Source organism: Citrobacter sp. Cpo030, assembly GCF_030333005.1.
Taxonomy (GTDB): domain Bacteria; phylum Pseudomonadota; class Gammaproteobacteria; order Enterobacterales; family Enterobacteriaceae; genus Citrobacter; species Citrobacter portucalensis.
Genome location: NZ_JAOWGT010000075.1, coordinates 158,451 through 180,108, shown reverse-complemented (window position 1 = coordinate 180,108; position 21,658 = coordinate 158,451). Strand labels below are relative to the sequence as shown.

The window sequence follows — 21,658 nt, the reverse complement described above, 5'->3', positions numbered from 1 at the left end:
CTTGCCTTACCTGACGGCGCTGCACTTATCAAGCCTACGGGATTAAGGCAGCCATCCGGTACGTTATCCGTTAAAACATTTCAGCCTAATTTATTAACCCTTTCTTTTCATCTGGTTATTTCTTAACCCCTCAGTTTTAGTAGGGACGCGTATTGCTTGCTATCTCGCCAGAGTTTCGAATATTATGCTGCCGTTATAATAATAATTCTCGTTTACGTTATCATTCACTTTCATCAGAGAAATACCAATGGCGCGTCTTAAAACTGCTCAGCCAAGTTCATCGCTGCGTAAAATCGCAGTAGTGGTAGCCACAGCGGTTAGCGGCATGTCTGTCTATGCACAGGCGGCGGTTGACCCGAAAGAAGAAACCATCACCGTAACTGCTGCACCTGCCGCACAAGAAAGCGCATGGGGGCCTTCGCCGACGATTGCCGCGAAACGTTCCGCCACTGCCACAAAGACTGATACGCCTATCGAAAAAACCCCACAGTCTGTTTCGGTTGTGACGCGTGAAGAGATGGATATGCATCAACCAGGGTCGGTAAAAGAGGCTTTAGCCTATACCCCTGGTGCTGCCGTTTCTACGCGTGGCGCTTCCAGCACTTATGATTTCGTTATTATTCGTGGCTTCTACACGCCAGGCCCAACACCAAACAATTACCTTGATGGCGTCAAGTTACAGGGTGATTACTACAGCTCTGCCGTTGTTGATCCTTACATGCTTGAACGCGTCGAGCTTATGCGCGGGCCAACATCTGTTCTTTACGGGAAAAGTAATCCGGGTGGCTTGATCTCCATGGTTAGCAAAAGCCCGACATCAGAGCCGTTAAAAGAAATTCAATTCAAAATGGGGTCGGATAATCTGTTCCAAACCGGTTTTGATTTCAGCGATTCCCTGGATGACGACGGCGTGTACTCATACCGCCTGACAGGGTTGGCACGTTCTAATGACGAACAACAAGATTTTGCGAAGCAGAAGCGTTATGCCATTGCTCCCGTGTTTAGCTGGAAGCCTGATGACCGAACCAACCTGACTCTGCGAGCAAACATTCAGAATGAGCCTTCAACAGGTTATTACGGCTGGCTGCCGAAAGAAGGTACGGTTGAGCCATTACCTGATGGTTCCCGTTTGCCTGTGAGCTTTACGGATTATGCGCCGAATAATACCTATTCGCGATATGAGCGAATGGTTGGCTACAGCTTTGAACACAGTTTTGATGACACCTTCACTGTGCGCCAAAATTTGCGTTATAGCCAAATCAAAACATCTCAACAGAGTGTGTACGGCTTCGGCGCAGTGGGGAATCAATTGACCCGTCAGATTATCGTCGCCGATGAACGCTATAATGATTTTGGCGTAGATACTCAATTGGAAAGCAAGTTCGCGACGGGAGATGTTGGACATACTCTGCTTACCGGCGTCGACTATTCGCGTCTGCGAAACGATATCGATAACGCCTACGGAAGCGCACCGCCTTTAGATATGAATAATCCGGTGTATGACGATGTTGACTTCCCTGACGCGAAACCGTTCCAGCTTAACACGCAGCACCAAACTGGTGTGTATGTACAGGACCAACTGGAATGGAATAAATGGGTTGCAACGCTGGGAGGCCGCTATGACTGGTCTCAGCAGGCAACAACTATTCGTTCCAGTAATCAGAAAGTTGAACGTAACGATGAGCAGTTCACCTGGCGCGGTGGGATAAACTATCTCTTTGACAATGGTATTACGCCATACTTTAGCTACAGCGAATCGTTCGAGCCGAATCCTTCTAAAGCATGGGCAGCAACACCTGCCGACAACGTTGCTTATGCACCGTCAAAAGGTAAGCAATATGAAGCTGGCGTAAAATATGTTCCAAAAGATCTGCCCGTTGTTGTTACTGCCGCGGTATATGAGCTAACGAAAACGAATAACCTGACTACCGACCCGCTTAATCCGTATGCGCAGGTTCCGGCGGGTGAAATCCGTTCTCGTGGCGTTGAATTAGAAGCAAAAGCCGCAGTGAATGCGAACATTAACCTGACAGCGTCTTATACGTATACCGATGCGGAATATACAGAAGACACGACGCTTAAAGGTAAAACACCTGTGCAAGTACCAAAAAACATGGCTTCTCTGTGGGGGGATTACACCTTCTACGAAGGCCCGCTGTCAGGGTTAACGTTGGGCACAGGCGGTCGTTATGTTGGCTCTAGCTATGGCGATCCGAAGAACACCTTCAAAGTGGGTAGCTCAACCGTGATGGATGCAGTCGTTAAATACGATCTTGCGCGCCTGGGTATGGCAGGTTCTAGTGTTGCCGTTAACGTTACAAACCTGTTTGACCGTGAATATGTTGCCAGCTGCTTCGATACCTATGGCTGCTTCTGGGGCGCAGAACGTCAGGTCGTTGCAACTGCAACCTTCCGTTTCTAATTTCTCTTTGGGCACGCTTTGCGTGCCCGTTTTACAAGTTGGCTGCTATGCAGGAAAACAGATCCCATCCCGACACCACTTTTGCGTTGCGTAATGTCTCCTTTCGTGTGCCTGGCCGCACGCTATTGCATCCTCTCTCATTAACTTTTCCTGTGGGAAAAGTGACTGGTCTTATCGGCCACAACGGTTCCGGTAAATCGACGTTATTGAAAATGCTGGGACGTCATCAGCCGCCGTCAGAAGGTGAAATCCTGCTCGATGAACAGCCGCTGGAGAGCTGGAGCAGCAAAGCGTTTGCCCGCAAGGTCGCCTATCTGCCGCAGCAGTTACCGCAGGCGGAAGGGATGACAGTGCGTGAACTGGTGGCGATTGGTCGTTATCCATGGCACGGGGCGCTGGGGCGTTTTGGCGTTGCCGACAGAGAGAAAGTAGAAGAAGCGATTTCGCTGGTCGGTTTAAAACCGTTGGCGCACCGTCTGGTCGATAGCCTGTCGGGCGGAGAACGCCAACGTGCGTGGATTGCCATGCTGGTAGCGCAGGACAGCCGCTGCCTGCTGCTTGATGAACCAACATCCGCGCTGGATATCGCCCATCAGGTTGACGTGCTGGCGCTGGTGCACCGCTTAAGCCAGCAGCGCGGGCTGACGGTGGTTGCGGTGCTGCATGATATCAACATGGCGGCCCGTTACTGCGATTACTTAGTTGCGTTGCGCGGCGGTGAGATGATTTCTCAAGGAACGCCAGCTGAACTGATGCGCAGTGAAACTCTGGAACAAATTTACGGTATCCCGATGGGCATTTTGCCGCATCCGGCCGGTGCCGCACCCGTGAGTTTTGTCTATTAATGATCGGATTACATCATATTACCCGTCGGCGATTGCTTACGGCGATGGCGCTGTCGCCTCTGCTGTGGCGGATGAATACGGCGCACGCCGCGGCGGTTGATCCACAGCGCATTGTAGCGCTGGAATGGCTGCCGGTAGAGCTGCTGTTGGCGCTGGGGATTACGCCGTACGGCATCGCAGATATCCCTAACTACAAGCTGTGGGTCAGTGAACCTCCTCTGCCTGATTCGGTGATTGACGTCGGGCTACGTACGGAGCCCAATCTCGAACTGTTGACCGAAATGAAGCCCTCATTTCTGCTCTGGTCGGCAGGCTATGGTCCTTCCCCTGAAAAGCTGGCGCGGATTGCACCTGGCCGGGGATTTAACTTCAGCGATGGCAAAAAGCCGCTGGCCGTTGCGCGACAATCGCTGCAGGAAATGGCGCAATTGTTCAATCTGCAAGCCTCTGCTGAACGCCATTTGACTGAGTACGATCGTTTTATCGCCAGCCTGAAACCGCGCTTCATTCAACGTGGCGCGCGCCCCGTATTGCTTACGTCCTTGCTTGATTCGCGACATATGCTGGTGTTTGGCTCAAACAGCCTGTTCCAGGACGTACTGGACGAATATGGGATCCCAAATTCCTGGCAGGGAGAAACAAACTTCTGGGGTAGCACTGCCGTGAGTATTGACCGTCTGGCTGCTTATAAGGATGTCGATGTGCTGTGCTTTGATCACGGCAACGATAAAGAGATGGCTGCGCTGATGTCTACGCCATTATGGCAGGCGATGCCGTTTGTCCGTAGCGGACGTTTTCAACGTGTGCCTGCCGTTTGGTTTTATGGCGCAACGCTATCGGCCATGCATTTTGCCCGTATTCTGGATAATGCGTTGGGAGGCAAAGCGTGAGCAGGAAACTTGAAATGCCGGATGGCGGCGCAAAAAGCGCCTTATCCGACCTACGGTTCGGGCGCTTTCCAGGCCGGATAAGGCGAAGCCGCCATCCGGCGTTGCTGTTGTTGGTGCTGTTTGTTGCGGCCTGCTGGCTGACATGGGTTAACTTCTCCGTTGCGCTACCGCGCAGTCAGTGGCAACAGGCTATCTGGTCACCGGATATCGACATCATTGAGCAGATGGTTTTTCACTATAGCCTGCTGCCGAGGCTGGCGATTTCTCTGCTGGTCGGCGCCGGGCTGGGGCTGGTCGGCGTATTGTTTCAGCAGGTGTTGCGTAACCCTCTGGCGGAGCCAACCACGCTGGGTGTTGCGACCGGGGCGCAGTTGGGTATTACCGTCACGACGCTGTGGGCAATCCCAGGCGCGCTGACCACGCAATTTGCGGCGCTGGCAGGGGCATGTGTTGTTGGGGCGCTGGTGTTTGGCGTTGCCTGGGGCAAGCGCCTTTCTCCGGTGACGTTAATCCTTGCCGGGCTGGTGGTCAGCCTGTACTGCGGGGCGATTAACCAGTTGATGGTTATCTTCCATCACGATCAGCTGCAAAGCATGTTTTTATGGAGCAGTGGCACGCTAACGCAAACCGACTGGAGCGGCGTACAGCGTCTGTGGCCGCAGCTGCTGGGCGGCGTGATGCTGACTCTGTTGTTATTACGCCCAATGACGTTGATGGGACTGGATGACGGCGTGGCGCGTAACCTTGGTCTGGCGTTGTCGCTGGCGCGTCTGGCGGCGTTATCGCTGGCCATTGTCATCAGCGCCTTACTGGTTAACGCGGTTGGGATTATCGGCTTTATTGGTCTGTTTGCACCGCTGCTGGCGAAAATGCTCGGTGCGCGTCGTTTGCTGGCTCGTCTGGTGCTGGCCCCGCTGATTGGTGCGTTGATCCTCTGGCTCTCCGACCAAATGATTCTGTGGTTGACCCGCGTATGGATGGAAGTCTCCACCGGTTCAGTGACGGCGCTGATTGGCGCACCGTTGCTGCTGTGGTTATTGCCGCGCTTAAGGAGTATGAGCGCCCCGGATATGAACGCCAGTAATCGCATCGCCGCTGAGCGTCAGAATGTGCTGATGTTTGCGCTGGCAGGTGGTGCAATCTTATTGTTGACTCTGGTGGTGGCGCTGTCGTTTGGCCGCGACGCACATGGCTGGACTTGGGCCAGCGGTGCGATGCTGGATGAGCTGATGCCCTGGCGCTGGCCTCGCATTCTGGCGGCCCTGATTGCGGGGGTGATGCTGGCGGTAGCGGGCTGTATTATTCAGCGTCTGACCGGCAACCCAATGGCCAGTCCGGAAGTGCTGGGCATTAGCTCCGGTGCGGCATTTGGCGTGGTGCTCATGCTGTTTTTGGTCCCCGGAAATGCTTTTGGCTGGCTGCTGCCTGCCGGAAGCCTCGGGGCCGCGGCTACTCTGCTTATCATTATGATTGCCGCCGGGCGCGGTGGTTTTTCACCGCACCGTATGCTGCTGGCCGGCATGGCGCTCAGTACGGCGTTTACTATGCTGCTGATGATGCTGCAGGCCAGCGGCGATCCGCGCATGGCGGGCGTGCTGACCTGGATCTCCGGTTCAACCTATAACGCGAGCGGAGAGCAGGTACTGCGTACCGGGATTGTGATGGTGATTCTGCTGGCGCTGACGCCGCTGTGCCGCCGTTGGCTGACAATTTTACCGCTCGGCGGCGATACGGCGCGGGCTGTCGGTATGGCTATCACGCCATCACGCGTGGGGTTACTGCTGCTGGCGGCAGGGCTGACGGCGACAGCCACCATGACTATTGGACCGTTGAGCTTTGTCGGGCTGATGGCGCCGCATATTGCCCGTATGATGGGTTTTCGTCGGGCGATGCCGCATATGCTGATTTCTGCGCTGGCGGGTGGCGTGTTGCTGGTCTTTGCTGACTGGTGCGGCAGGATGGTGCTGTTTCCGTATCAGATCCCGGCGGGGTTATTGTCGACGTTTATTGGCGCGCCGTACTTTATCTATCTGCTGAGAAATCAGAGCCGCTGAGGCTGACCCCTTTCATGTAGGCCGGATAAGACGTTTTGCATCGACATCCGGCAATAAAAAAGCCGGGTGGGGGCTTCGCCTTACCCGGCCTACATTTCTGCACGTTCTCTTTTTTACAATTTCGCAAACACCCGGCGCGCGGCGTCGATGGTGTTATTGATATCTTCTTCACTGTGCGCCACGGACATAAAGCCCGCTTCGAATGCGGACGGCGCCAGATAAATTCCTTCATCCAGCATCATGTGGAAGAAACGCTTGAAGCGTTCAACGTCGCATGCCATCACATCCTGATAGCAGGTCACGGTTTCTGCATCGGTGAAGAAAATCCCGAACATCCCGCCCACATGGTTAACTACCAGCGGAACATTCGCTTCTTCGGCTGCTTCCAGCAGACCTTCCGCCAGACGTGTCGTCAGTTCGTTCAGCGTTTCATGAATACCCGGCTGAGCGACTTCGGTCAGACAGGCATAACCTGCCGCCATCGCGATTGGGTTACCGGAAAGCGTCCCCGCCTGGTAAACCGGACCGGTCGGCGCCAGCGCGTCCATCACATCGCGGCGGCCACCGAATGCGCCAACGGGCATTCCGCCACCGATGATTTTACCGAGGCAGGTCAGATCCGGCACGACACCGTAATAATCCTGCGCACCAGCCAGTGCTACGCGGAAACCGGTCATCACTTCATCAATGATTAACAGTGCGCCAAACTCATCGCACAGGGCACGCAGACCCGGCAGGAATTCCGGCAGCGGCGGGATGCAGTTCATGTTGCCCGCAACCGGTTCAACGATGATGCAGGCGATCTCCTGCGGGTACTGTTCAAATGCTGCACGTACTGAAGAGAGATCGTTGTAGGTGCAGGTCAGGGTGTGTTTCGCGAAATCGGCCGGAACGCCCGGAGAGTTCGGCTGACCCAGCGTTAACGCGCCGGAACCGGCTTTAACCAGCAGGCAATCGGCGTGGCCGTGGTAGCAGCCTTCAAATTTGATGATTTTATCGCGACCGGTGAAACCGCGCGCCAGACGGATGGCGCTCATCGTCGCTTCCGTACCGGAGTTCACCATACGCACCATGTCCATGGTCGGCACGAGTTCAGTGACCAGCTCCGCCATTTTGACTTCCATTTCGGTCGGTGCGCCGAAGCTTAAACCGCGCTCCGCTGCTTCAATCACCGCATTACGGATTGCCGGGTGATTATGGCCCAGCACCATCGGTCCCCAGGAACCGACGTAGTCAACATAGGCTTTACCATCGACATCGTACAGATACGCGCCGTCGGCTTTTTCGATAAACAGCGGAGTACCACCCACGCCAGTAAAGGCGCGAACGGGGGAGTTAACGCCGCCTGGGATAAGTTCGCGTGCTGCGCTGTAGAGATTTTCAGACTTACTCATGGATGGGGTCCTGGTTCGTAGAAAAAGTAAATGCCCGCTATTCTAGTTATTCAGAGAAGGTTATGAAAGTTTTACGCATTTGAAACAATACGATTTGCAGGGGATTTTCGTGAAATGTGCGAGTAGAATGCCGATTCCGTATTTGTATTACCAATTAATGATCATCTGATGAAGACAGACACTCCCTCTTTTGAAGCACAACAAATTGTGCGTTTACGCCGCAGGGATCAAATTCGTCGTCTCCTGGAACGAGACAAAACGCCGTTGGCGATCCTGTTGATGGCTGCCGTAGTGGGTACAGTGACAGGGCTTGTTGGCGTGGCATTTGAGAAAGCGGTGACCTGGGTGCAGAATCAGCGCATTGGCGCGCTGGCTCAGGTTGCGGACCATGCCATTCTGCTGTGGCCGCTGGCGTTTATTCTTTCCGCGTTGCTGGCGATGGTCGGCTATTTCCTGGTGCGTAAGTTTGCGCCGGAAGCCGGTGGTTCGGGGATCCCAGAGATTGAAGGCGCGCTGGAAGAGCTGCGACCGGTGCGCTGGTGGCGCGTTCTGCCGGTGAAATTTATTGGCGGCATGGGCACGCTGGGAGCCGGCATGGTGCTTGGGCGAGAAGGACCGACCGTGCAGATTGGTGGTAACCTCGGGCGCATGGTGCTGGATATTTTCCGTATGCGTAGCGCAGAAGCGCGACATACCTTATTGGCTACCGGTGCGGCAGCGGGTCTTTCGGCGGCGTTTAACGCTCCGCTGGCGGGGATCCTGTTCATTATTGAAGAGATGCGCCCGCAGTTTCGCTATAACCTCGTGTCGATCAAAGCCGTGTTTACCGGCGTTATAATGTCGAGCATTGTGTTTCGTATTTTCAACGGCGAAGCCCCGATTATTGAAGTCGGAAAGTTGTCTAATGCGCCAGTAAATACACTGTGGCTGTATCTGGTGCTCGGACTTATTTTTGGCTGTGTCGGGCCGTTGTTCAACACTATGGTGTTGCGTACCCAGGATATGTTCCAGCGCTTTCACGGCGGTGAAATTAAAAAATGGGTGCTGATGGGCGGAGCGATCGGTGGCCTGTGCGGGATCCTCGGATTAATTCAACCTGAAGCGGCAGGCGGTGGCTTTAACCTGATCCCGATTGCCGCAGCAGGCAATTTTAGCGTCGGTCTACTGCTGTTTATTTTTATCACCCGGGTGATCACCACGCTGCTGTGCTTCTCATCCGGCGCGCCCGGTGGGATCTTTGCCCCGATGCTGGCGTTGGGCACGTTGCTTGGTACGGCGTTCGGTATGGCTGCGGCAGCCTCTTTTCCGCAGTATCACCTGGAGGCCGGAACCTTTGCCATTGCCGGAATGGGGGCTTTGTTGGCTGCTTCGGTGCGTGCGCCGCTCACGGGTATTGTGCTGGTGCTGGAGATGACTGATAACTATCAGCTCATTTTGCCAATGATTATTACCTGTCTTGGCGCAACACTATTAGCCCAATTTATGGGCGGAAAGCCGCTATACTCGACTATCCTGGCTCGTACGCTGGCAAAACAGGAAGCGGAGCAGGCGGCGAAAAGCCAGGGGACTGCCGCTGGCGAGAATACTTGAACGAAATACCAGGGTATTAGATAATGGCCCAAAATATTGGGTTGAAATTTACCCAATTGCCGATGTCGTTTGGAGCAAAATATGAGTGATGACGTAGCGCTGCCACTGCAATTTACTGAAGCAGCAGCCAATAAAGTAAAAAGCTTGATCGCTGACGAAGAAAACCCGAATCTGAAATTACGCGTGTATATCACTGGCGGTGGTTGCAGCGGTTTCCAGTACGGTTTCACCTTTGATGACCAGGTGAATGAAGGTGATATGACCATTGAAAAACAAGGTGTTGGTCTGGTCGTTGATCCGATGAGTCTGCAATATTTGGTGGGCGGTGCGGTTGACTATACCGAAGGTCTGGAAGGTTCCCGCTTCGTTGTGACTAACCCGAATGCGAAAAGCACCTGCGGGTGTGGTTCTTCTTTCAGCATCTGATTGCTGTCTGTAATACCGATGGTCTGATGGTGTAGGCCCGGTAAGCGTAGCGCCACCGGGCAATGTGCCGGATGGCGGCGTAAACGCCTTATCCGGCCTACATGTTCTGTATCGTCACATCAACGCCCGTTATCATCCAGCGCAAACGTCGGCAATTTCAGATGCCAGCGAATGGCGGCAAGCCGAATCAGCAGGGTGACAATCATCCCCATCATACTGGCGTTTTCCAGTGAAACATCAAAGGTATAAAACGCCGTTGCATGCACGATCCCGCCGATAATACAGGCTGTGGCATAGATCTCGGTGCGCAAAATCATCGGGACTTCACGTGCTAACACATCGCGAATGATCCCACCACCAACGCCGGTAATCACCCCCATACAAATCGCCACCAGCGGCCCTGTTCCTGCGAGAAATGCCTTGTTGACGCCAATACCCACGAACACCGCCAGGCCAACGGCATCCAGCACCGGAAGGATCCATTTCGGTATGCGTCTTGGTTGACGTACCAACAGGATCGTCAGCATGCTGGTGATCATCGCCACCACCAGATCGGTCGGATCCTTAACCCAAAAAACCGGTCCATTATCCAGCGCCATATCGCGGATCGTACCACCACCAACGGCGGTAACCACGCCGAGTACCAGGACGCCAAACGGATCCATACGTAATTTTCCGGCCAGTAATACGCCAGAGATTGCAAATACCGCGGTGCCGACAATATCAAGCCAATAGACGAGCATTTTTAAATCCTCACAACAGACCTGGTGGGGCAGGCGCTAATTTATCTGTGAAAGCGCATTACAGAGTTGTTTTGCGGCGAGGATAATACGCGGGCTCGCGCGTTCGAACCAGTCACTATTAAGTGTAATAATGGGTATTTTTAGCTGGTTTCCCCAGTATTGCTCAATTTTCAGAGTTTCACCCGGACCGCCTGTTGCAACAATAGCCTGGGGGGCTCGTGCCAGGACCTGCTCACGGCTAACCTGCGGCCAGGGAACCCGACTACCGGCAAAGATGTTTTCTCCGCCGCATACCTCAAGAACTTCGTGCTGAATAGAACCTTTTCCACTGGTAAACAGAGGATTGGCGCCAAACTGGAGAAACACGCGTTTTTTCGGTTTGTTGGCATACTGAGATTTAAGTAAAGCATAGTCATCAAGCATGGTTTGCGCCGCCTGTTTAGCTTGTTCAGGCTTGGGGCTCCATGCCGCCAACTGGCGTAGCGCATCGGCAACCTGCTCAATGGTAACGGCGTCCACCCAGATGACCTTAATACCCAGAGAGGTCAGTTGATTCACCTGCCGCTCAGCATTTCCCCCGCGCCAGGCGACAACCAAATCAGGTTTCAGCGCCACAATACGTTCAAGATTCATCCCTTGCCAGGTTGAGACTTCCTCAATATTTTTGGCTTCTGGCGGGTAGTTTGAATAGCTGCTGACGCCAACGGGGGTAATGCCAGCGGCAAAAGCGAGTTCAGTATTGGCAGGAGAAAGCGTCACAACACGCGGCGCGGCGTAAAGGAACGCCGGGAGAGTGAAAAGCAGGGCGACCAGCGCCCTGGAGAGTAATTTAGCCATGCGCCAGTTTCTGTACCAGCGTTTCAACCATCAGACTTGACTGCTTCGCGGCAACCACCAGGAATTCGTCAAAGCTGAGATGGGACTGCTGATCGGCAACGTCAGAGATAGCGCGAACCACGACAAATGGCACGTTAAAGTTGTGGCAAACGTGCGCAATTGCGGTCGCTTCCATCTCAACGGCAATCGCCTGCGGGAAGTTATGCTTAATTTTAGCCAGTCCCACGGAACCATTAATGAAGGCATCGCCACTGACGATAAGTCCGCGAACGGCGTTCAGATTGAGTTCGGCGATGCAAGACTCTGCGGCAGCAATCAACGCAGGATCGGCTTTAAAACCAGCCGGGCAGCCCGGTAGCTGACCAAATTCATAGCCAAAGGCAGTGACGTCGGCGTCATGATAGCGCGCTTCGTCAGAAACTACGATATCCCCGACTTTCAGCGTAGAGGCCAGGCCACCTGCAGAACCGGTATTAATGATGGCGTCCGGCTTGCAGCGTTCAAGCAGCAGCGTAGCGCCCAGTGCCGCAGCCACTTTACCGATACCCGATTTCAGCAGCGCAACCTCAGTACCGTTCAGTTGCCCGGTGTAAATTTCACAACCGCCGAGCGTGATGGTCTGACGGTTTTCGATTTTGTCACGCAGCAGCGTAACTTCTTCTTCCATTGCACCAATGATGCCGATTTTCATAGATTTACTCGCGATAAGCCAGATTTGAGGGCATAGTCTATCATGCGCTTAAGGGGTAGCGCATTTCTCAGGCGGGAGAGGACATGGCACAGATCGATTTCCGAAAAAAAATAAACTGGCATCGTCGTTACCGTTCGCCGCAGGGCGTGAAGACTGAGCATGAGATCCTGCGTATTTTCGAAAGCGATCGCGGACGTATTATCAATTCACCGGCCATTCGCCGACTGCAACAAAAAACGCAGGTCTTTCCGCTGGAGCGTAATGCGGCAGTACGCACGCGCTTGACGCACTCGATGGAAGTTCAGCAGGTTGGGCGCTATATCGCGAAAGAGATCCTCAGCCGACTGAAAGAACTAAAGCTGCTGGAGCAGTATGGCCTGGATGAACTGACAGGGCCATTTGAGAGTATTGTCGAAATGTCCTGCCTGATGCATGACATTGGCAATCCGCCGTTTGGCCATTTCGGGGAGGCGGCAATTAATGACTGGTTTCGCCAGCGACTGTATCCCGCAGACGCAGAAAGCCAGCCCCTAAGTGATGACCGTTGCCAGGTGACGGCATTACGATTGCGTGAAGGCGAGGAGTCGCTGAATGATATTCGCCGCAAGGTGCGCCAGGACCTGTGCCATTTTGAAGGCAATGCACAGGGTATTCGCCTTGTGCATACGTTGATGCGTATGAACCTTACCTGGGCGCAGGTCGGCGGTATTTTAAAATATACCCGTCCGGCGTGGTGGCGCGGCAGTGCACCCGAGACGCACAACTATTTAATGAAGAAACCGGGTTATTACCTTTCTGAAGAACCGTATATTGAGCGGTTGCGTAAAGAATTATCATTAGCGCCTTACAGTCGCTTTCCATTAACCTGGATTATGGAAGCTGCCGATGATATCTCTTATTGCGTGGCGGATCTGGAAGATGCCGTTGAGAAAAGAATCTTTAGCGTCGAGCAACTTTATCACCACCTGCATGAGGCGTGGGGGCAGCATGATAAAGGTTCCCTGTTTAGCCAGGTTGTTGAGAACGCCTGGGAGAAGTCACGTTCAAATACATTAAGCCGGAGTACCGAAGATCAGTTCTTTATGTATTTACGCGTCAATACGCTGAATAAACTGGTGCCATATGCGGCCCAGCGGTTTATTGATAATTTGCCGCAGATTTATGAAGGCAGCTTTAATCATGCGCTGCTAGAAGATGCCAGTAGCTTCAGCCAGTTACTGGGTGTTTATAAAAATGTGGCGGTAAAACATGTATTTAGCCATCCGGATGTTGAGCAACTGGAATTACAGGGCTATCGGGTGATCAGCGGGTTGCTGGAGATCTATCAACCGTTATTGAAAATGTCTCAGTCAGATTTTTCTGAACTGGTCGACAATGAAAGAGTAAAACGTTTTCCTATCGAGTCCCGTTTATTTCAGAAGTTGTCTACCCGCCATCGTCTTGCGTATGTTGAGGCGGTTAGTAAAATATCGACGGGGTGCGCCGAGTCTTCGGTTCTGGAATATTATTATCGCTGCCGGTTGATCCAGGATTATATCAGCGGGATGACAGATTTGTATGCCTGGGATGAATATCGTCGCTTGATGGCCGTAGAACAATAAATACTCATTTGTAAAGACGGCCAATAAAATTTTACTTTTTCCTTAAACTCAATTCCGGAACTTAGCGTTATAAAACGACTCTGACGTATACAGCAATTTTGCGTTACCTGTTAATCGAGAACGAAACACATGAAAAAAACCACATTAGCAATGAGTGCACTGGCTCTGAGTTTAGGTTTGGCGTTGTCCCCCCTGTCTGCTACAGCGGCTGAGACGTCGTCTTCAGCAATGACCGCCCAACAGATGCCAAGCCTGGCCCCGATGCTCGAAAAAGTGATGCCATCGGTGGTAAGTATTAACGTCGAGGGGAGCACGACGGTAAATACGCCGCGCATGCCGCGTAATTTCCAGCAGTTCTTCGGTGATAATTCACCGTTCTGCCAGGACGGTTCTCCGTTCCAGAGTTCACCGTTCTGCCAGGGCGGCGCACCGGGCGCTGGCAACGGCGGCGGCCAGCAGCAGAAATTTATGGCGCTCGGTTCCGGCGTAATTATTGATGCTGCGAAAGGGTATGTCGTGACCAACAATCACGTGGTGGATAACGCCACGGTGATCAAAGTTCAGTTGAGCGATGGTCGTAAATTTGATGCGAAGATCGTGGGTAAAGATCCGCGCTCCGATATCGCGCTGATCCAAATTCAGGATCCGAAAAACCTGACGGCGATTAAGCTGGCAGATTCCGACGCGCTGCGCGTGGGTGATTACACCGTGGCAATTGGTAACCCGTTTGGCCTCGGTGAAACGGTGACTTCCGGTATTGTTTCTGCGCTGGGACGTAGTGGCCTGAATGCGGAGAACTATGAAAACTTTATTCAGACGGATGCTGCGATCAACCGGGGTAACTCCGGTGGTGCGCTGGTCAACCTGAACGGTGAGCTGATCGGTATTAACACCGCGATCCTCGCGCCGGACGGCGGTAACATCGGTATCGGTTTTGCGATCCCAAGCAACATGGTGAAAAACCTGACCTCGCAGATGGTTGAGTTTGGCCAGGTTAAACGCGGTGAGCTGGGCATTATGGGTACCGAGCTGAGCTCTGAGCTGGCGAAAGCGATGAAAGTTGACGCCCAGCGTGGCGCATTCGTCAGCCAGGTGATGCCGAACTCTTCCGCAGCGAAAGCGGGGATTAAAGCTGGGGATGTGATTACCTCCCTGAATGGCAAACCGATCAGCAGCTTCGCCGCCCTGCGTGCGCAGGTCGGTACGATGCCGGTTGGCAGCAAAATCACCCTGGGTCTGCTGCGTGACGGTAAGCCGGTCACCGTGAACCTGGAATTGCAGCAGAGCAGCCAGACTCAGGTTGACTCCAGCTCTATCTTTAAAGGCATCGAAGGTGCCGATATGAGCAACAAAGGCCAGGACAAAGGTGTCGTGGTAAGCGACGTGAAACCGAATTCTCCGGCTGCACAGATTGGCCTGAAGAAAGGGGATGTGATTATCGGCGCGAACCAGCAACCGGTGAAAAACATCGCTGAACTGCGCAAAATCCTCGACAGCAAACCGGCTGTGCTGGCGCTGAACATTCAGCGCGGTGACAGCTCCATCTATCTGTTGATGCAGTAATCTCCCTGAACCCCTTCCTGCACAGGAAGGGGTTTCTTTTTGTGATACTTCCCACAACTCCATACTTCTCCCTTTCGCTTTGTGCATTTGCACAATGTCGCCGCTTATTATCTTCCCTATGCTTGAGCTCTGCTCACAGGAGGGTTTTATGGCTGGTTGGCATCTTGATACCAAAATGGCGCAGGATATCGTGGCGCGTACCATGCGCATCATTGATACCAATATCAACGTAATGGATGCCCGTGGGCGGATAATCGGCAGCGGCGATCGCGAACGTATTGGTGAATTGCACGAAGGCGCACTGCTGGTGCTTTCGCAAGGGCGGGTGGTCGATATCGACGATGCGGTTGCACGTCACTTGCACGGTGTACGACAGGGGATAAACCTGCCGCTGCGTCTGGAAGGCGAAATCGTTGGCGTTATCGGCCTTACCGGCGAGCCGGAACATCTGCGCAAATACGGCGAGTTAGTGTGCATGACCGCCGAGATGATGCTGGAACAGTCGCGCTTGATGCATCTGTTAGCGCAGGATAGCCGTCTGCGTGAAGAGCTGGTGATGAACCTGATTCAGGCGGAAGAGAATACGCCAGCGCTGGTGGAATGGGCTCAGCGTTTAGGCATTGATTTGAACCAGCCGCGCGTGGTGGCGGTATTGGAGGTCGATAGTGGCCAGCTTGGCGTCGACAGTGCAATGGCGGAGCTACAGCAATTGCAGAATGCGTTGACTACGCCCGAACGTAATAATCTGATTGCGATTGTTTCTCTGACTGAGATGGTGGTGCTGAAACCGGCGCTCAATCAGTTTGGCCGCTGGGACGCTGAAGATCATCGTAAGCGCGTTGAGCAGCTTATTGCCCGTATGAAAGAGAACGGACAGCTGCGGTTTCGCGTATCGCTGGGCAACTATTTTACCGGGCCCGGTAGCATTGCCCGTTCGTATCGTACGGCGCGCACTACCATGATGGTCGGTAAACAGCGGATGCCGGAAAGCCGTAGCTATTTCTATCAGGATTTGATGCTGCCAGTGCTGCTGGACAGCCTGCGCGGTGGCTGGCAGGCCAATGAGCTGGCGCGTCCTTTGGTGAGGCTGAAGGCGATGGATAACAACGGGTTGCTGCGTCGGACATTGGCGGCATGGTTTCGTCATAATGTCCAGCCGCTGGCCACCTCAAAGGCACTGTTTATTCACCGCAATACGCTGGAATATCGCCTGAATCGTATTTCAGAACTGACCGGGCTGGATCTGGGAAACTTTGACGACCGACTGCTGCTGTATGTGGCGTTACAACTGGATGAACAGCATTGATTAATTGCCTGATGGCGCTAGCTTATCAGGCCTACGAGGATATACCTGTAGGCCGGATAAGGCGTAAGACGCCGCCATCCGGCAACAAACGGCTTATTTACGCGTCAGTTTTTCGAGATCGGCTTCAATTTCGCTGATCTTGTTGGTCACAACGCTTTCAAGATGACGTAAATCATCAAGGATCTTGCGTTTAAGATCGACTTCGCTGCGATCGCGCTGGCAGATCTGATCCAGTTCGTCGATCACATAGCGCAGGTTGGGACTGATCTCCTGCACTTCTTTGTAACCCTGGCCGACGCCATCGGCAACCACCGTTTTGCGCTGACGGGGATATTTGAACTTCACGCTCTTGGCAAAAAACTCGCCTTTATCCTTCTGGAAATATATTTTCAGGATATCGTTGTTGGCTTCTTGCCGCAGGCTGTAACGATCGATCTCTTCAGGATTAGTAATGCCCAGACTTTTCAGATTGTCATACATAGCGGTACCCTTAAGCTCACTATAACCATTGAATAATTAACGAAAAGCCTTGTTTATGCCACTCGCAGATGTAAAAAAAGCGGGCTAAGCCCGCTTTTTCAAATCGCTGTTAGTCGATGGTGCGTAACAGCTCGTTGATTCCCACTTTGCCACGCGTTTTGGCATCGACTTTCTTCACAATCACCGCGCAGTACAGGCTGTATTTGCCATCTTTTGACGGCAGGTTGCCGGAGACGACCACGGAGCCTGCCGGAACGCGACCATAATGCACTTCGCCAGTTTCACGATCGTAAATACGGGTGCTCTGACCGATGTACACGCCCATAGAAATAACAGAGCCTTCTTCGACGATTACGCCTTCAACCACTTCAGAACGTGCGCCGATGAAGCAGTTGTCTTCGATGATGGTCGGGTTAGCCTGTAACGGCTCCAGTACGCCGCCGATGCCAACGCCGCCGGACAGGTGTACGTTTTTACCGATTTGCGCGCAGGAACCGACTGTCGCCCAGGTATCAACCATCGTACCTTCATCAACATAAGCGCCGATGTTTACGTAAGATGGCATCAGCACGGTGTTACGGGCGATAAACGCACCCTGACGCACGGCCGCAGGCGGAACCACACGGAAACCTTCCTTCTGGAAGCGCGCTTCGTCATAGTTGGCGAATTTCATCGGTACTTTATCGAAGTAACGGCTTTCCGCACCTTCGATGACCTGATTATCGTTAATACGGAAAGAGAGCAGGACCGCCTTTTTCAGCCACTGATGCGTGACCCACTGACCCTCAATCTTCTCTGCGACGCGCAGTGCACCGGAATCCAGTAAAGAAATAACCTGATTCACCGCTTCGCGGGTTACGGTATCTACATTTGCCGGAGTAATGTCGGCACGGCGCTCGAAAGCGGACTCAATAACGTTCTGTAACTGCTGCATTGTTAAACTCTTTCCATAATAAATAAAAACATCACCCTTTATCGTTTGGATTGAGGGCCTCTGTCAACCGTTGATGCACTTCCTGCTGCAGCTCATTATTAAGGGCGCGCCGGTCGGCGGTGGCGATTATGAATAAATCTTCTACTCGCTCGCCAATGGTTGTAATTCGGGCTCCATGCAGCGAAATTCCCAGATCGGCAAAAATCTGCCCGACCCGCGCCAGCAGGCCGGGCTGGTCGAGAGCGATAAGCTCCAGGAATGATTTTCGGTCGGTATGGGTCGGCAAAAAGGTGACCTCAGTATCGACGGTAAAGTGGCGTAATTTTGCCGGCTGGCGACGCGGTTGCGGTGGCTGCCAACTGCGCTGCGTGATGGCCTGTTCCAGTCCAAAACGGATCGCTTCATGTCGGTCTGAAGACAGCGGGCTGCCGTCCGGTTCCAGTACGATGAACGTATCCATCGCCATCCCATCGCGGGTAGTGAAAATCTGCGCATCGTGGACGCTAAGATTACGCCTGTCCAGTTCAGCGCAGACGGCGGCAAACAGGTAAGGACGGTCAGGGCTCCAGATGAAAATTTCTGTCCCGCCGCGCGTGGCCTGTGGGCTGAGCAGGATCAGCGGCTTGCTGAGATCGTGTTGCAGCAGATGGCGCGCATGCCAGGCCAGCTGATTTGGGCTGTGACGCACGAAGTAGTTGGCGCGACAGCGTGACCAGATGTGGTGCAACGCTTCTTCATCAATGTTGTCCATTCGCAGTAGCGCCAGCGCCTGAAGCTGATGATGGCGTACACGCTCACGCATATCCGGCGTATTTTGCATGCCACGACGCAGTTGTTTTTCCGTTGCGAAGTACAGCTCGCGTAGCAGGCTTTGCTTCCAGCTATTCCACAGTGTTTCGTTGGTGGCGCAAATATCCGCGACGGTCAGACACACCAAAAAGCGCAGACGGTGTTCCGTTTGTACCTCTTCGGCGAATTGCTTGATCACTTCGGGATCCTGAATATCGCGGCGCTGAGCGGTCACCGACATCAGCAAATGCTGGCGCACCAGCCACACGATCAGCTGCGTTTCGCGGGAATTCAGGCCGTGCAGTTCGGCGAACTTGAGCACGTCCTGAGCGCCGAGCACCGAGTGATCGCCGCCGCGGCCTTTGGCGATATCGTGGAACAGCGCGGCAATCAGAATCAACTCCGGCTGTCGCAGACGCGGCCATAGGTCCACACACAGCGGATGGCGCTGACGGGTCTCTTCGTTGGCAAAACTTTCCAGCTTGAGCATTACGCGGATGGTGTGTTCATCCACCGTATAGGCATGAAACAGGTCAAACTGCATTTGGCCGACAATATGCGACCATTGCGGCATATAGGCCCACAACACGCTGTGGCGATGCATCGGCAGCAGACCGCGGCTCACCGCGCCCGGATGGCGTAACATACTGAGAAACAGCGATCGCGCTTCCGGGATGTAGCACAGCGGTTGGGTTAAATGACGGCGGGCATGACGCAGATGGCGCAACGTGGTGGAGTAAATCCCGCTGATCGCGCTGTTACGCACCATGATGTAAAACATCCGCAGTATCGCTTCGGGTTTGCGGATAAACAGATCGTCGTTGCGCAGATCGATCAACGTGCCGCGCAGTTGGAAGTCGTCATCAATCGGGCGAGGTTTTTCATCGGCGGGCATGGCGAGGATCGCCTCGTCGAACAGTTGCAACAGCATGTGATTCAGTTCGCTGACCCGTCGGGTGACGCGGAAATAGTCTTTCATCATCCGCTCGATAGGTTCGTTGCCTTCGCCGCCGTAGTTAAGCCGTTGCGCCACGCTGAGCTGGCGGTCAAACAGCAGGCGGTTGTCGTAACGACTAACGACCAGATGCAGGGCGAAGCGAATCCGCCACAGGATATGCAAACATTCATTGAGCTCGGCACGTTCTGCCAGCGTCAAAAAGCCGAAACCGACCATTTCGTCCAGTGAGGTGGCGCCAAAATGGCGACGGGCCACCCACTGCAGGGTATGGATATCGCGCAGGCCGCCGGGACTGCTTTTGATATCCGGCTCCAGGTTGTAGCTGGTGCCGTGATAACGCTGGTGGCGCTGATTTTGCTCTTCCACTTTGGCGGCGTAAAACTTATCGGATGGCCAGAAACCTTCGCTAAAAATATGCTTTTGCAGCTCAAGAAACAGCGCCACATCGCCAATCAGCAGGCGTGTTTCTATCAGGTTGGTGGCGACGGTTAAATCTGATAATCCTTCCAGCAGACACTCTTCCAGCGTACGCACGCTATGTCCAACCTCCAGCCTCACGTCCCATAGCAGCGTTAACAGCTCACCGACTTTCTCGGCCTGCGCATCAGGCAGCTTTTTACGACTCAGGATCAGCAGGTCAATATCGGAAAGCGGATGCAATTCGCCGCGCCCGTAGCCGCCAACGGCAACCAGTGCCAGATCGGCAATCTGACCGAAACCGGCTTCAATCCACAGACGCTGAAGCAGCTGGTCAATAAATTCGGTGCGGGCCTCAATGAGCTGTTCTGCAGAAATTCCACTGTCAAACGCTTCGCCTAACCAGCTCTGGAAGGTGTCGATATGCGCTTTAATGCCGGAGCAGTTGAGGTCGTGTTGTGGCCATGTCCCTGGGTTTTGTGGCTGGCCTGGCAGGGTGGGGAGGGCAGTATTTGCGTGCTGTTCAGGAAGAGTATTCATTATGCGCCACCCATTAAAAAGCCGGATGACGCTTACGCTTATCCGGCCTACGGGAGAGTGCTATTTGTAGGCCTGATAAGCGACAGCGCCATCAGGCAAAACATTATTCGCCGTGTGTGATGATCGCCGGGATGGTGTCATCCTTGCGTAACGTCAGAATTTCACAGCCGTTTTCCGTCACTACAATAGTATGCTCGTACTGTGCAGACAAGCTCCGGTCTTTGGTTTTCACCGTCCAGCCGTCTTTCATGGTACGGATACGGTAATCACCGGCATTCAGCATCGGTTCTACGGTGAAGGTCATACCCGGCTGCAGTACCACACCGCCGTCGTCTGCATCGTAGTGCAGAACCTGCGGCTCTTCATGGAAGCCGCGACCGATACCGTGACCGCAGTATTCACGAACGACAGAGAAACCTTCACCTTCCGCGTATTTCTGAATTGCAGCGCCCAGCGTGCGCAGGCGAATACCCGGTTTCACCATCCGCAGTGCCAGATACAGGCTTTCCTGCGTGACGCGGCACAGACGCTCGCCCAGAATAGTTGGTTTGCCGACGATGAACATTTTCGAGGTGTCACCGTGGTACTCATCTTTAATCACGGTAACGTCGATGTTGACGATATCGCCGTCTTTCAGGAGCTTGGCGTCGTCCGGGATCCCGTGGCACACCACTTCATTAATAGAGATACATACGGATTTCGGATAGCCGTGATAGCCCAGGCAGGCGGAAATGGCCTGCTGCTCATTCACGATATAGTCATTACAGAGGCGATCCAGCTCGCCGGTGCTGACGCCCGGTTTAACAAACGGCGCGATCATTTCCAGTACATCAGCGGCCAGGCGGCCAGCGACGCGCATTTTTTCGATTTCTTCAGGGGTCTTGATTGAGATAGCCATAAATTCTGTCCATCAGTGTCGATTATTTCGACAATAATTGTGTAAGTGCTGTCAATGGTATCAGTCTGGGGTGTACCCTGCCAAATTGAGAATCATTCTGAACTTCGCCTTTCGTGCCACAAATGCGTTGGCTACATTTTTTCACCCCAGTCACTTACTGGTTGTAAGCTCCCGGGGATTCAAAATTTTGCCGCCTTCCTGTAACACGAAATTCATCGTTCATTCAGCACAGACCGCCAACAATTATTGGTGTCGGTGGCGTATTTGTGGTATAAAGCGC

18 protein-coding genes are annotated in these 21,658 nt (G+C 53.5%); 10 read left to right on the top strand and 8 right to left on the bottom strand.

What is annotated here, in order from left to right:
- Positions 1–247: 247 nt before the first annotated feature.
- Genes fhuA through fhuB form a run of 4 tightly spaced genes read left to right on the top strand, consistent with a single transcriptional unit; the run spans position 248 to position 6,211 of the window.
- Positions 248–2,422 carry a ferrichrome porin FhuA gene (gene fhuA / locus OGY37_RS22150; protein WP_286621892.1) on the top strand — a complete coding sequence of 725 codons (2,175 nt, stop codon included), beginning with the start codon at positions 248–250 and terminating at the stop codon, positions 2,420–2,422.
- Between the two features lie 47 nt (positions 2,423–2,469).
- On the top strand, positions 2,470–3,267 hold the full coding sequence (gene fhuC / locus OGY37_RS22145) for a Fe3+-hydroxamate ABC transporter ATP-binding protein FhuC (RefSeq protein WP_003829206.1): 798 nt from the start codon (positions 2,470–2,472) through the stop codon (positions 3,265–3,267).
- On the top strand, positions 3,267–4,157 hold the full coding sequence (gene fhuD, locus OGY37_RS22140) for a Fe(3+)-hydroxamate ABC transporter substrate-binding protein FhuD (protein WP_286548977.1): 891 nt from the start codon (positions 3,267–3,269) through the stop codon (positions 4,155–4,157). The genes fhuC and fhuD overlap by 1 nt, the downstream gene beginning before the upstream one ends.
- A 14-nt stretch (positions 4,158–4,171) precedes the next feature.
- On the top strand, positions 4,172–6,211 hold the full coding sequence (fhuB, locus tag OGY37_RS22135) for a Fe(3+)-hydroxamate ABC transporter permease FhuB (protein WP_286622027.1): 2,040 nt from the start codon (positions 4,172–4,174) through the stop codon (positions 6,209–6,211).
- Positions 6,212–6,324: 113 nt separating this feature from the next.
- Here the strand turns inward: fhuB and hemL are convergent, their stop codons facing one another.
- A complete protein-coding gene (hemL, locus tag OGY37_RS22130; RefSeq protein ID WP_286548979.1) occupies positions 6,325–7,605 on the bottom strand; it encodes a glutamate-1-semialdehyde 2,1-aminomutase in 1,281 nt (426 codons plus the stop codon).
- A 168-nt stretch (positions 7,606–7,773) separates the two neighbouring features.
- On the opposite strand from hemL, the gene clcA reads away from it, so the two are divergent.
- From clcA to erpA, 3 genes are read left to right on the top strand one after another with little or no spacing between them, the layout of a single operon-like run.
- Entirely contained in the window at positions 7,774–9,195 is a 1,422-nt protein-coding gene (clcA, locus tag OGY37_RS22125; protein ID WP_126319194.1) for a H(+)/Cl(-) exchange transporter ClcA, read from the top strand.
- Positions 9,196–9,218: 23 nt separating this feature from the next.
- Positions 9,219–9,284, top strand: a complete 66-nt coding sequence (gene yadW / locus OGY37_RS22120) for a small protein YadW (RefSeq protein ID WP_122973801.1) — start codon at positions 9,219–9,221, stop codon at positions 9,282–9,284.
- A complete protein-coding gene (gene erpA, locus OGY37_RS22115) occupies positions 9,277–9,621 on the top strand; it encodes an iron-sulfur cluster insertion protein ErpA (RefSeq protein WP_003829201.1) in 345 nt (114 codons plus the stop codon). The genes yadW and erpA overlap by 8 nt, the downstream gene beginning before the upstream one ends.
- Before the next feature lie 119 nt (positions 9,622–9,740).
- Here the strand turns inward: erpA and OGY37_RS22110 are convergent, their stop codons facing one another.
- The 3 genes from OGY37_RS22110 to mtnN are packed head-to-tail and all read right to left on the bottom strand — an operon-like array spanning position 9,741 to position 11,892.
- Entirely contained in the window at positions 9,741–10,364 is a 624-nt protein-coding gene (locus OGY37_RS22110; protein WP_003829199.1) for a TRIC cation channel family protein, read from the bottom strand.
- A 36-nt stretch (positions 10,365–10,400) separates the two neighbouring features.
- Positions 10,401–11,201, bottom strand: coding sequence for a vitamin B12 ABC transporter substrate-binding protein BtuF (gene btuF, locus OGY37_RS22105; protein WP_003829197.1), 801 nt, complete (start codon positions 11,199–11,201; stop codon positions 10,401–10,403).
- Positions 11,194–11,892 carry a 5'-methylthioadenosine/S-adenosylhomocysteine nucleosidase gene (gene mtnN / locus OGY37_RS22100; RefSeq protein ID WP_043018479.1) on the bottom strand — a complete coding sequence of 233 codons (699 nt, stop codon included), beginning with the start codon at positions 11,890–11,892 and terminating at the stop codon, positions 11,194–11,196. The genes btuF and mtnN overlap by 8 nt, the downstream gene beginning before the upstream one ends.
- Positions 11,893–11,975: 83 nt before the next feature.
- Between mtnN and dgt the strand changes: the two genes are divergently transcribed.
- The 3 genes from dgt (at position 11,976) to cdaR (ending at position 16,362) form a co-directional block, all read left to right on the top strand.
- A complete protein-coding gene (dgt, locus tag OGY37_RS22095) occupies positions 11,976–13,493 on the top strand; it encodes a dGTPase (RefSeq protein ID WP_148362425.1) in 1,518 nt (505 codons plus the stop codon).
- Between the two features lie 129 nt (positions 13,494–13,622).
- The gene (gene degP / locus OGY37_RS22090) at positions 13,623–15,056 is read left to right on the top strand and encodes a serine endoprotease DegP (RefSeq protein ID WP_003018567.1); all 1,434 of its coding nucleotides are present in this window, start codon (positions 13,623–13,625) and stop codon (positions 15,054–15,056) included.
- Between the two features lie 148 nt (positions 15,057–15,204).
- Entirely contained in the window at positions 15,205–16,362 is a 1,158-nt protein-coding gene (gene cdaR / locus OGY37_RS22085; RefSeq protein WP_286621890.1) for a DNA-binding transcriptional regulator CdaR, read from the top strand.
- 93 nt (positions 16,363–16,455) lie between these two features.
- Here the strand turns inward: cdaR and OGY37_RS22080 are convergent, their stop codons facing one another.
- The 4 genes from OGY37_RS22080 to map all read right to left on the bottom strand — a co-directional run bounded on the left by OGY37_RS22080 (position 16,456) and on the right by map (position 21,378).
- Positions 16,456–16,842 (bottom strand): DUF3461 family protein, encoded by a 387-nt coding sequence (locus OGY37_RS22080; RefSeq protein WP_003018562.1) that lies wholly within the window; start codon positions 16,840–16,842, stop codon positions 16,456–16,458.
- Between the two features lie 109 nt (positions 16,843–16,951).
- A complete protein-coding gene (gene dapD, locus OGY37_RS22075; protein ID WP_003829186.1) occupies positions 16,952–17,776 on the bottom strand; it encodes a 2,3,4,5-tetrahydropyridine-2,6-dicarboxylate N-succinyltransferase in 825 nt (274 codons plus the stop codon).
- A gap of 31 nt (positions 17,777–17,807) precedes the next feature.
- Positions 17,808–20,480, bottom strand: a complete 2,673-nt coding sequence (gene glnD, locus OGY37_RS22070; protein WP_126319189.1) for a bifunctional uridylyltransferase/uridylyl-removing protein GlnD — start codon at positions 20,478–20,480, stop codon at positions 17,808–17,810.
- Positions 20,481–20,583: 103 nt separating this feature from the next.
- The gene (map, locus tag OGY37_RS22065) at positions 20,584–21,378 is read right to left on the bottom strand and encodes a type I methionyl aminopeptidase (RefSeq protein WP_286621887.1); all 795 of its coding nucleotides are present in this window, start codon (positions 21,376–21,378) and stop codon (positions 20,584–20,586) included.
- Positions 21,379–21,658: the final 280 nt, after the last annotated feature.

Excerpts from the sequence above, each read along its gene's own strand:
- fhuA (WP_286621892.1), top strand. The coding sequence starts at position 248 with ATGGCGCGTCTTAAAACTGCTCAGCCAAGTTCATCGCTGCGTAAAATC.
- fhuC (WP_003829206.1), top strand. The coding sequence starts at position 2,470 with ATGCAGGAAAACAGATCCCATCCCGACACCACTTTTGCGTTGCGTAAT.
- fhuD (WP_286548977.1), top strand. The coding sequence starts at position 3,267 with ATGATCGGATTACATCATATTACCCGTCGGCGATTGCTTACGGCGATG.
- fhuB (WP_286622027.1), top strand. The coding sequence starts at position 4,172 with ATGCCGGATGGCGGCGCAAAAAGCGCCTTATCCGACCTACGGTTCGGG.
- hemL (WP_286548979.1), bottom strand. The coding sequence starts at position 7,605 with ATGAGTAAGTCTGAAAATCTCTACAGCGCAGCACGCGAACTTATCCCA.
- clcA (WP_126319194.1), top strand. The coding sequence starts at position 7,774 with ATGAAGACAGACACTCCCTCTTTTGAAGCACAACAAATTGTGCGTTTA.
- erpA (WP_003829201.1), top strand. The coding sequence starts at position 9,277 with ATGAGTGATGACGTAGCGCTGCCACTGCAATTTACTGAAGCAGCAGCC.
- OGY37_RS22110 (WP_003829199.1), bottom strand. The coding sequence starts at position 10,364 with ATGCTCGTCTATTGGCTTGATATTGTCGGCACCGCGGTATTTGCAATC.
- btuF (WP_003829197.1), bottom strand. The coding sequence starts at position 11,201 with ATGGCTAAATTACTCTCCAGGGCGCTGGTCGCCCTGCTTTTCACTCTC.
- mtnN (WP_043018479.1), bottom strand. The coding sequence starts at position 11,892 with ATGAAAATCGGCATCATTGGTGCAATGGAAGAAGAAGTTACGCTGCTG.
- dgt (WP_148362425.1), top strand. The coding sequence starts at position 11,976 with ATGGCACAGATCGATTTCCGAAAAAAAATAAACTGGCATCGTCGTTAC.
- degP (WP_003018567.1), top strand. The coding sequence starts at position 13,623 with ATGAAAAAAACCACATTAGCAATGAGTGCACTGGCTCTGAGTTTAGGT.
- cdaR (WP_286621890.1), top strand. The coding sequence starts at position 15,205 with ATGGCTGGTTGGCATCTTGATACCAAAATGGCGCAGGATATCGTGGCG.
- OGY37_RS22080 (WP_003018562.1), bottom strand. The coding sequence starts at position 16,842 with ATGTATGACAATCTGAAAAGTCTGGGCATTACTAATCCTGAAGAGATC.
- dapD (WP_003829186.1), bottom strand. The coding sequence starts at position 17,776 with ATGCAGCAGTTACAGAACGTTATTGAGTCCGCTTTCGAGCGCCGTGCC.
- glnD (WP_126319189.1), bottom strand. The coding sequence starts at position 20,480 with ATGAATACTCTTCCTGAACAGCACGCAAATACTGCCCTCCCCACCCTG.
- map (WP_286621887.1), bottom strand. The coding sequence starts at position 21,378 with ATGGCTATCTCAATCAAGACCCCTGAAGAAATCGAAAAAATGCGCGTC.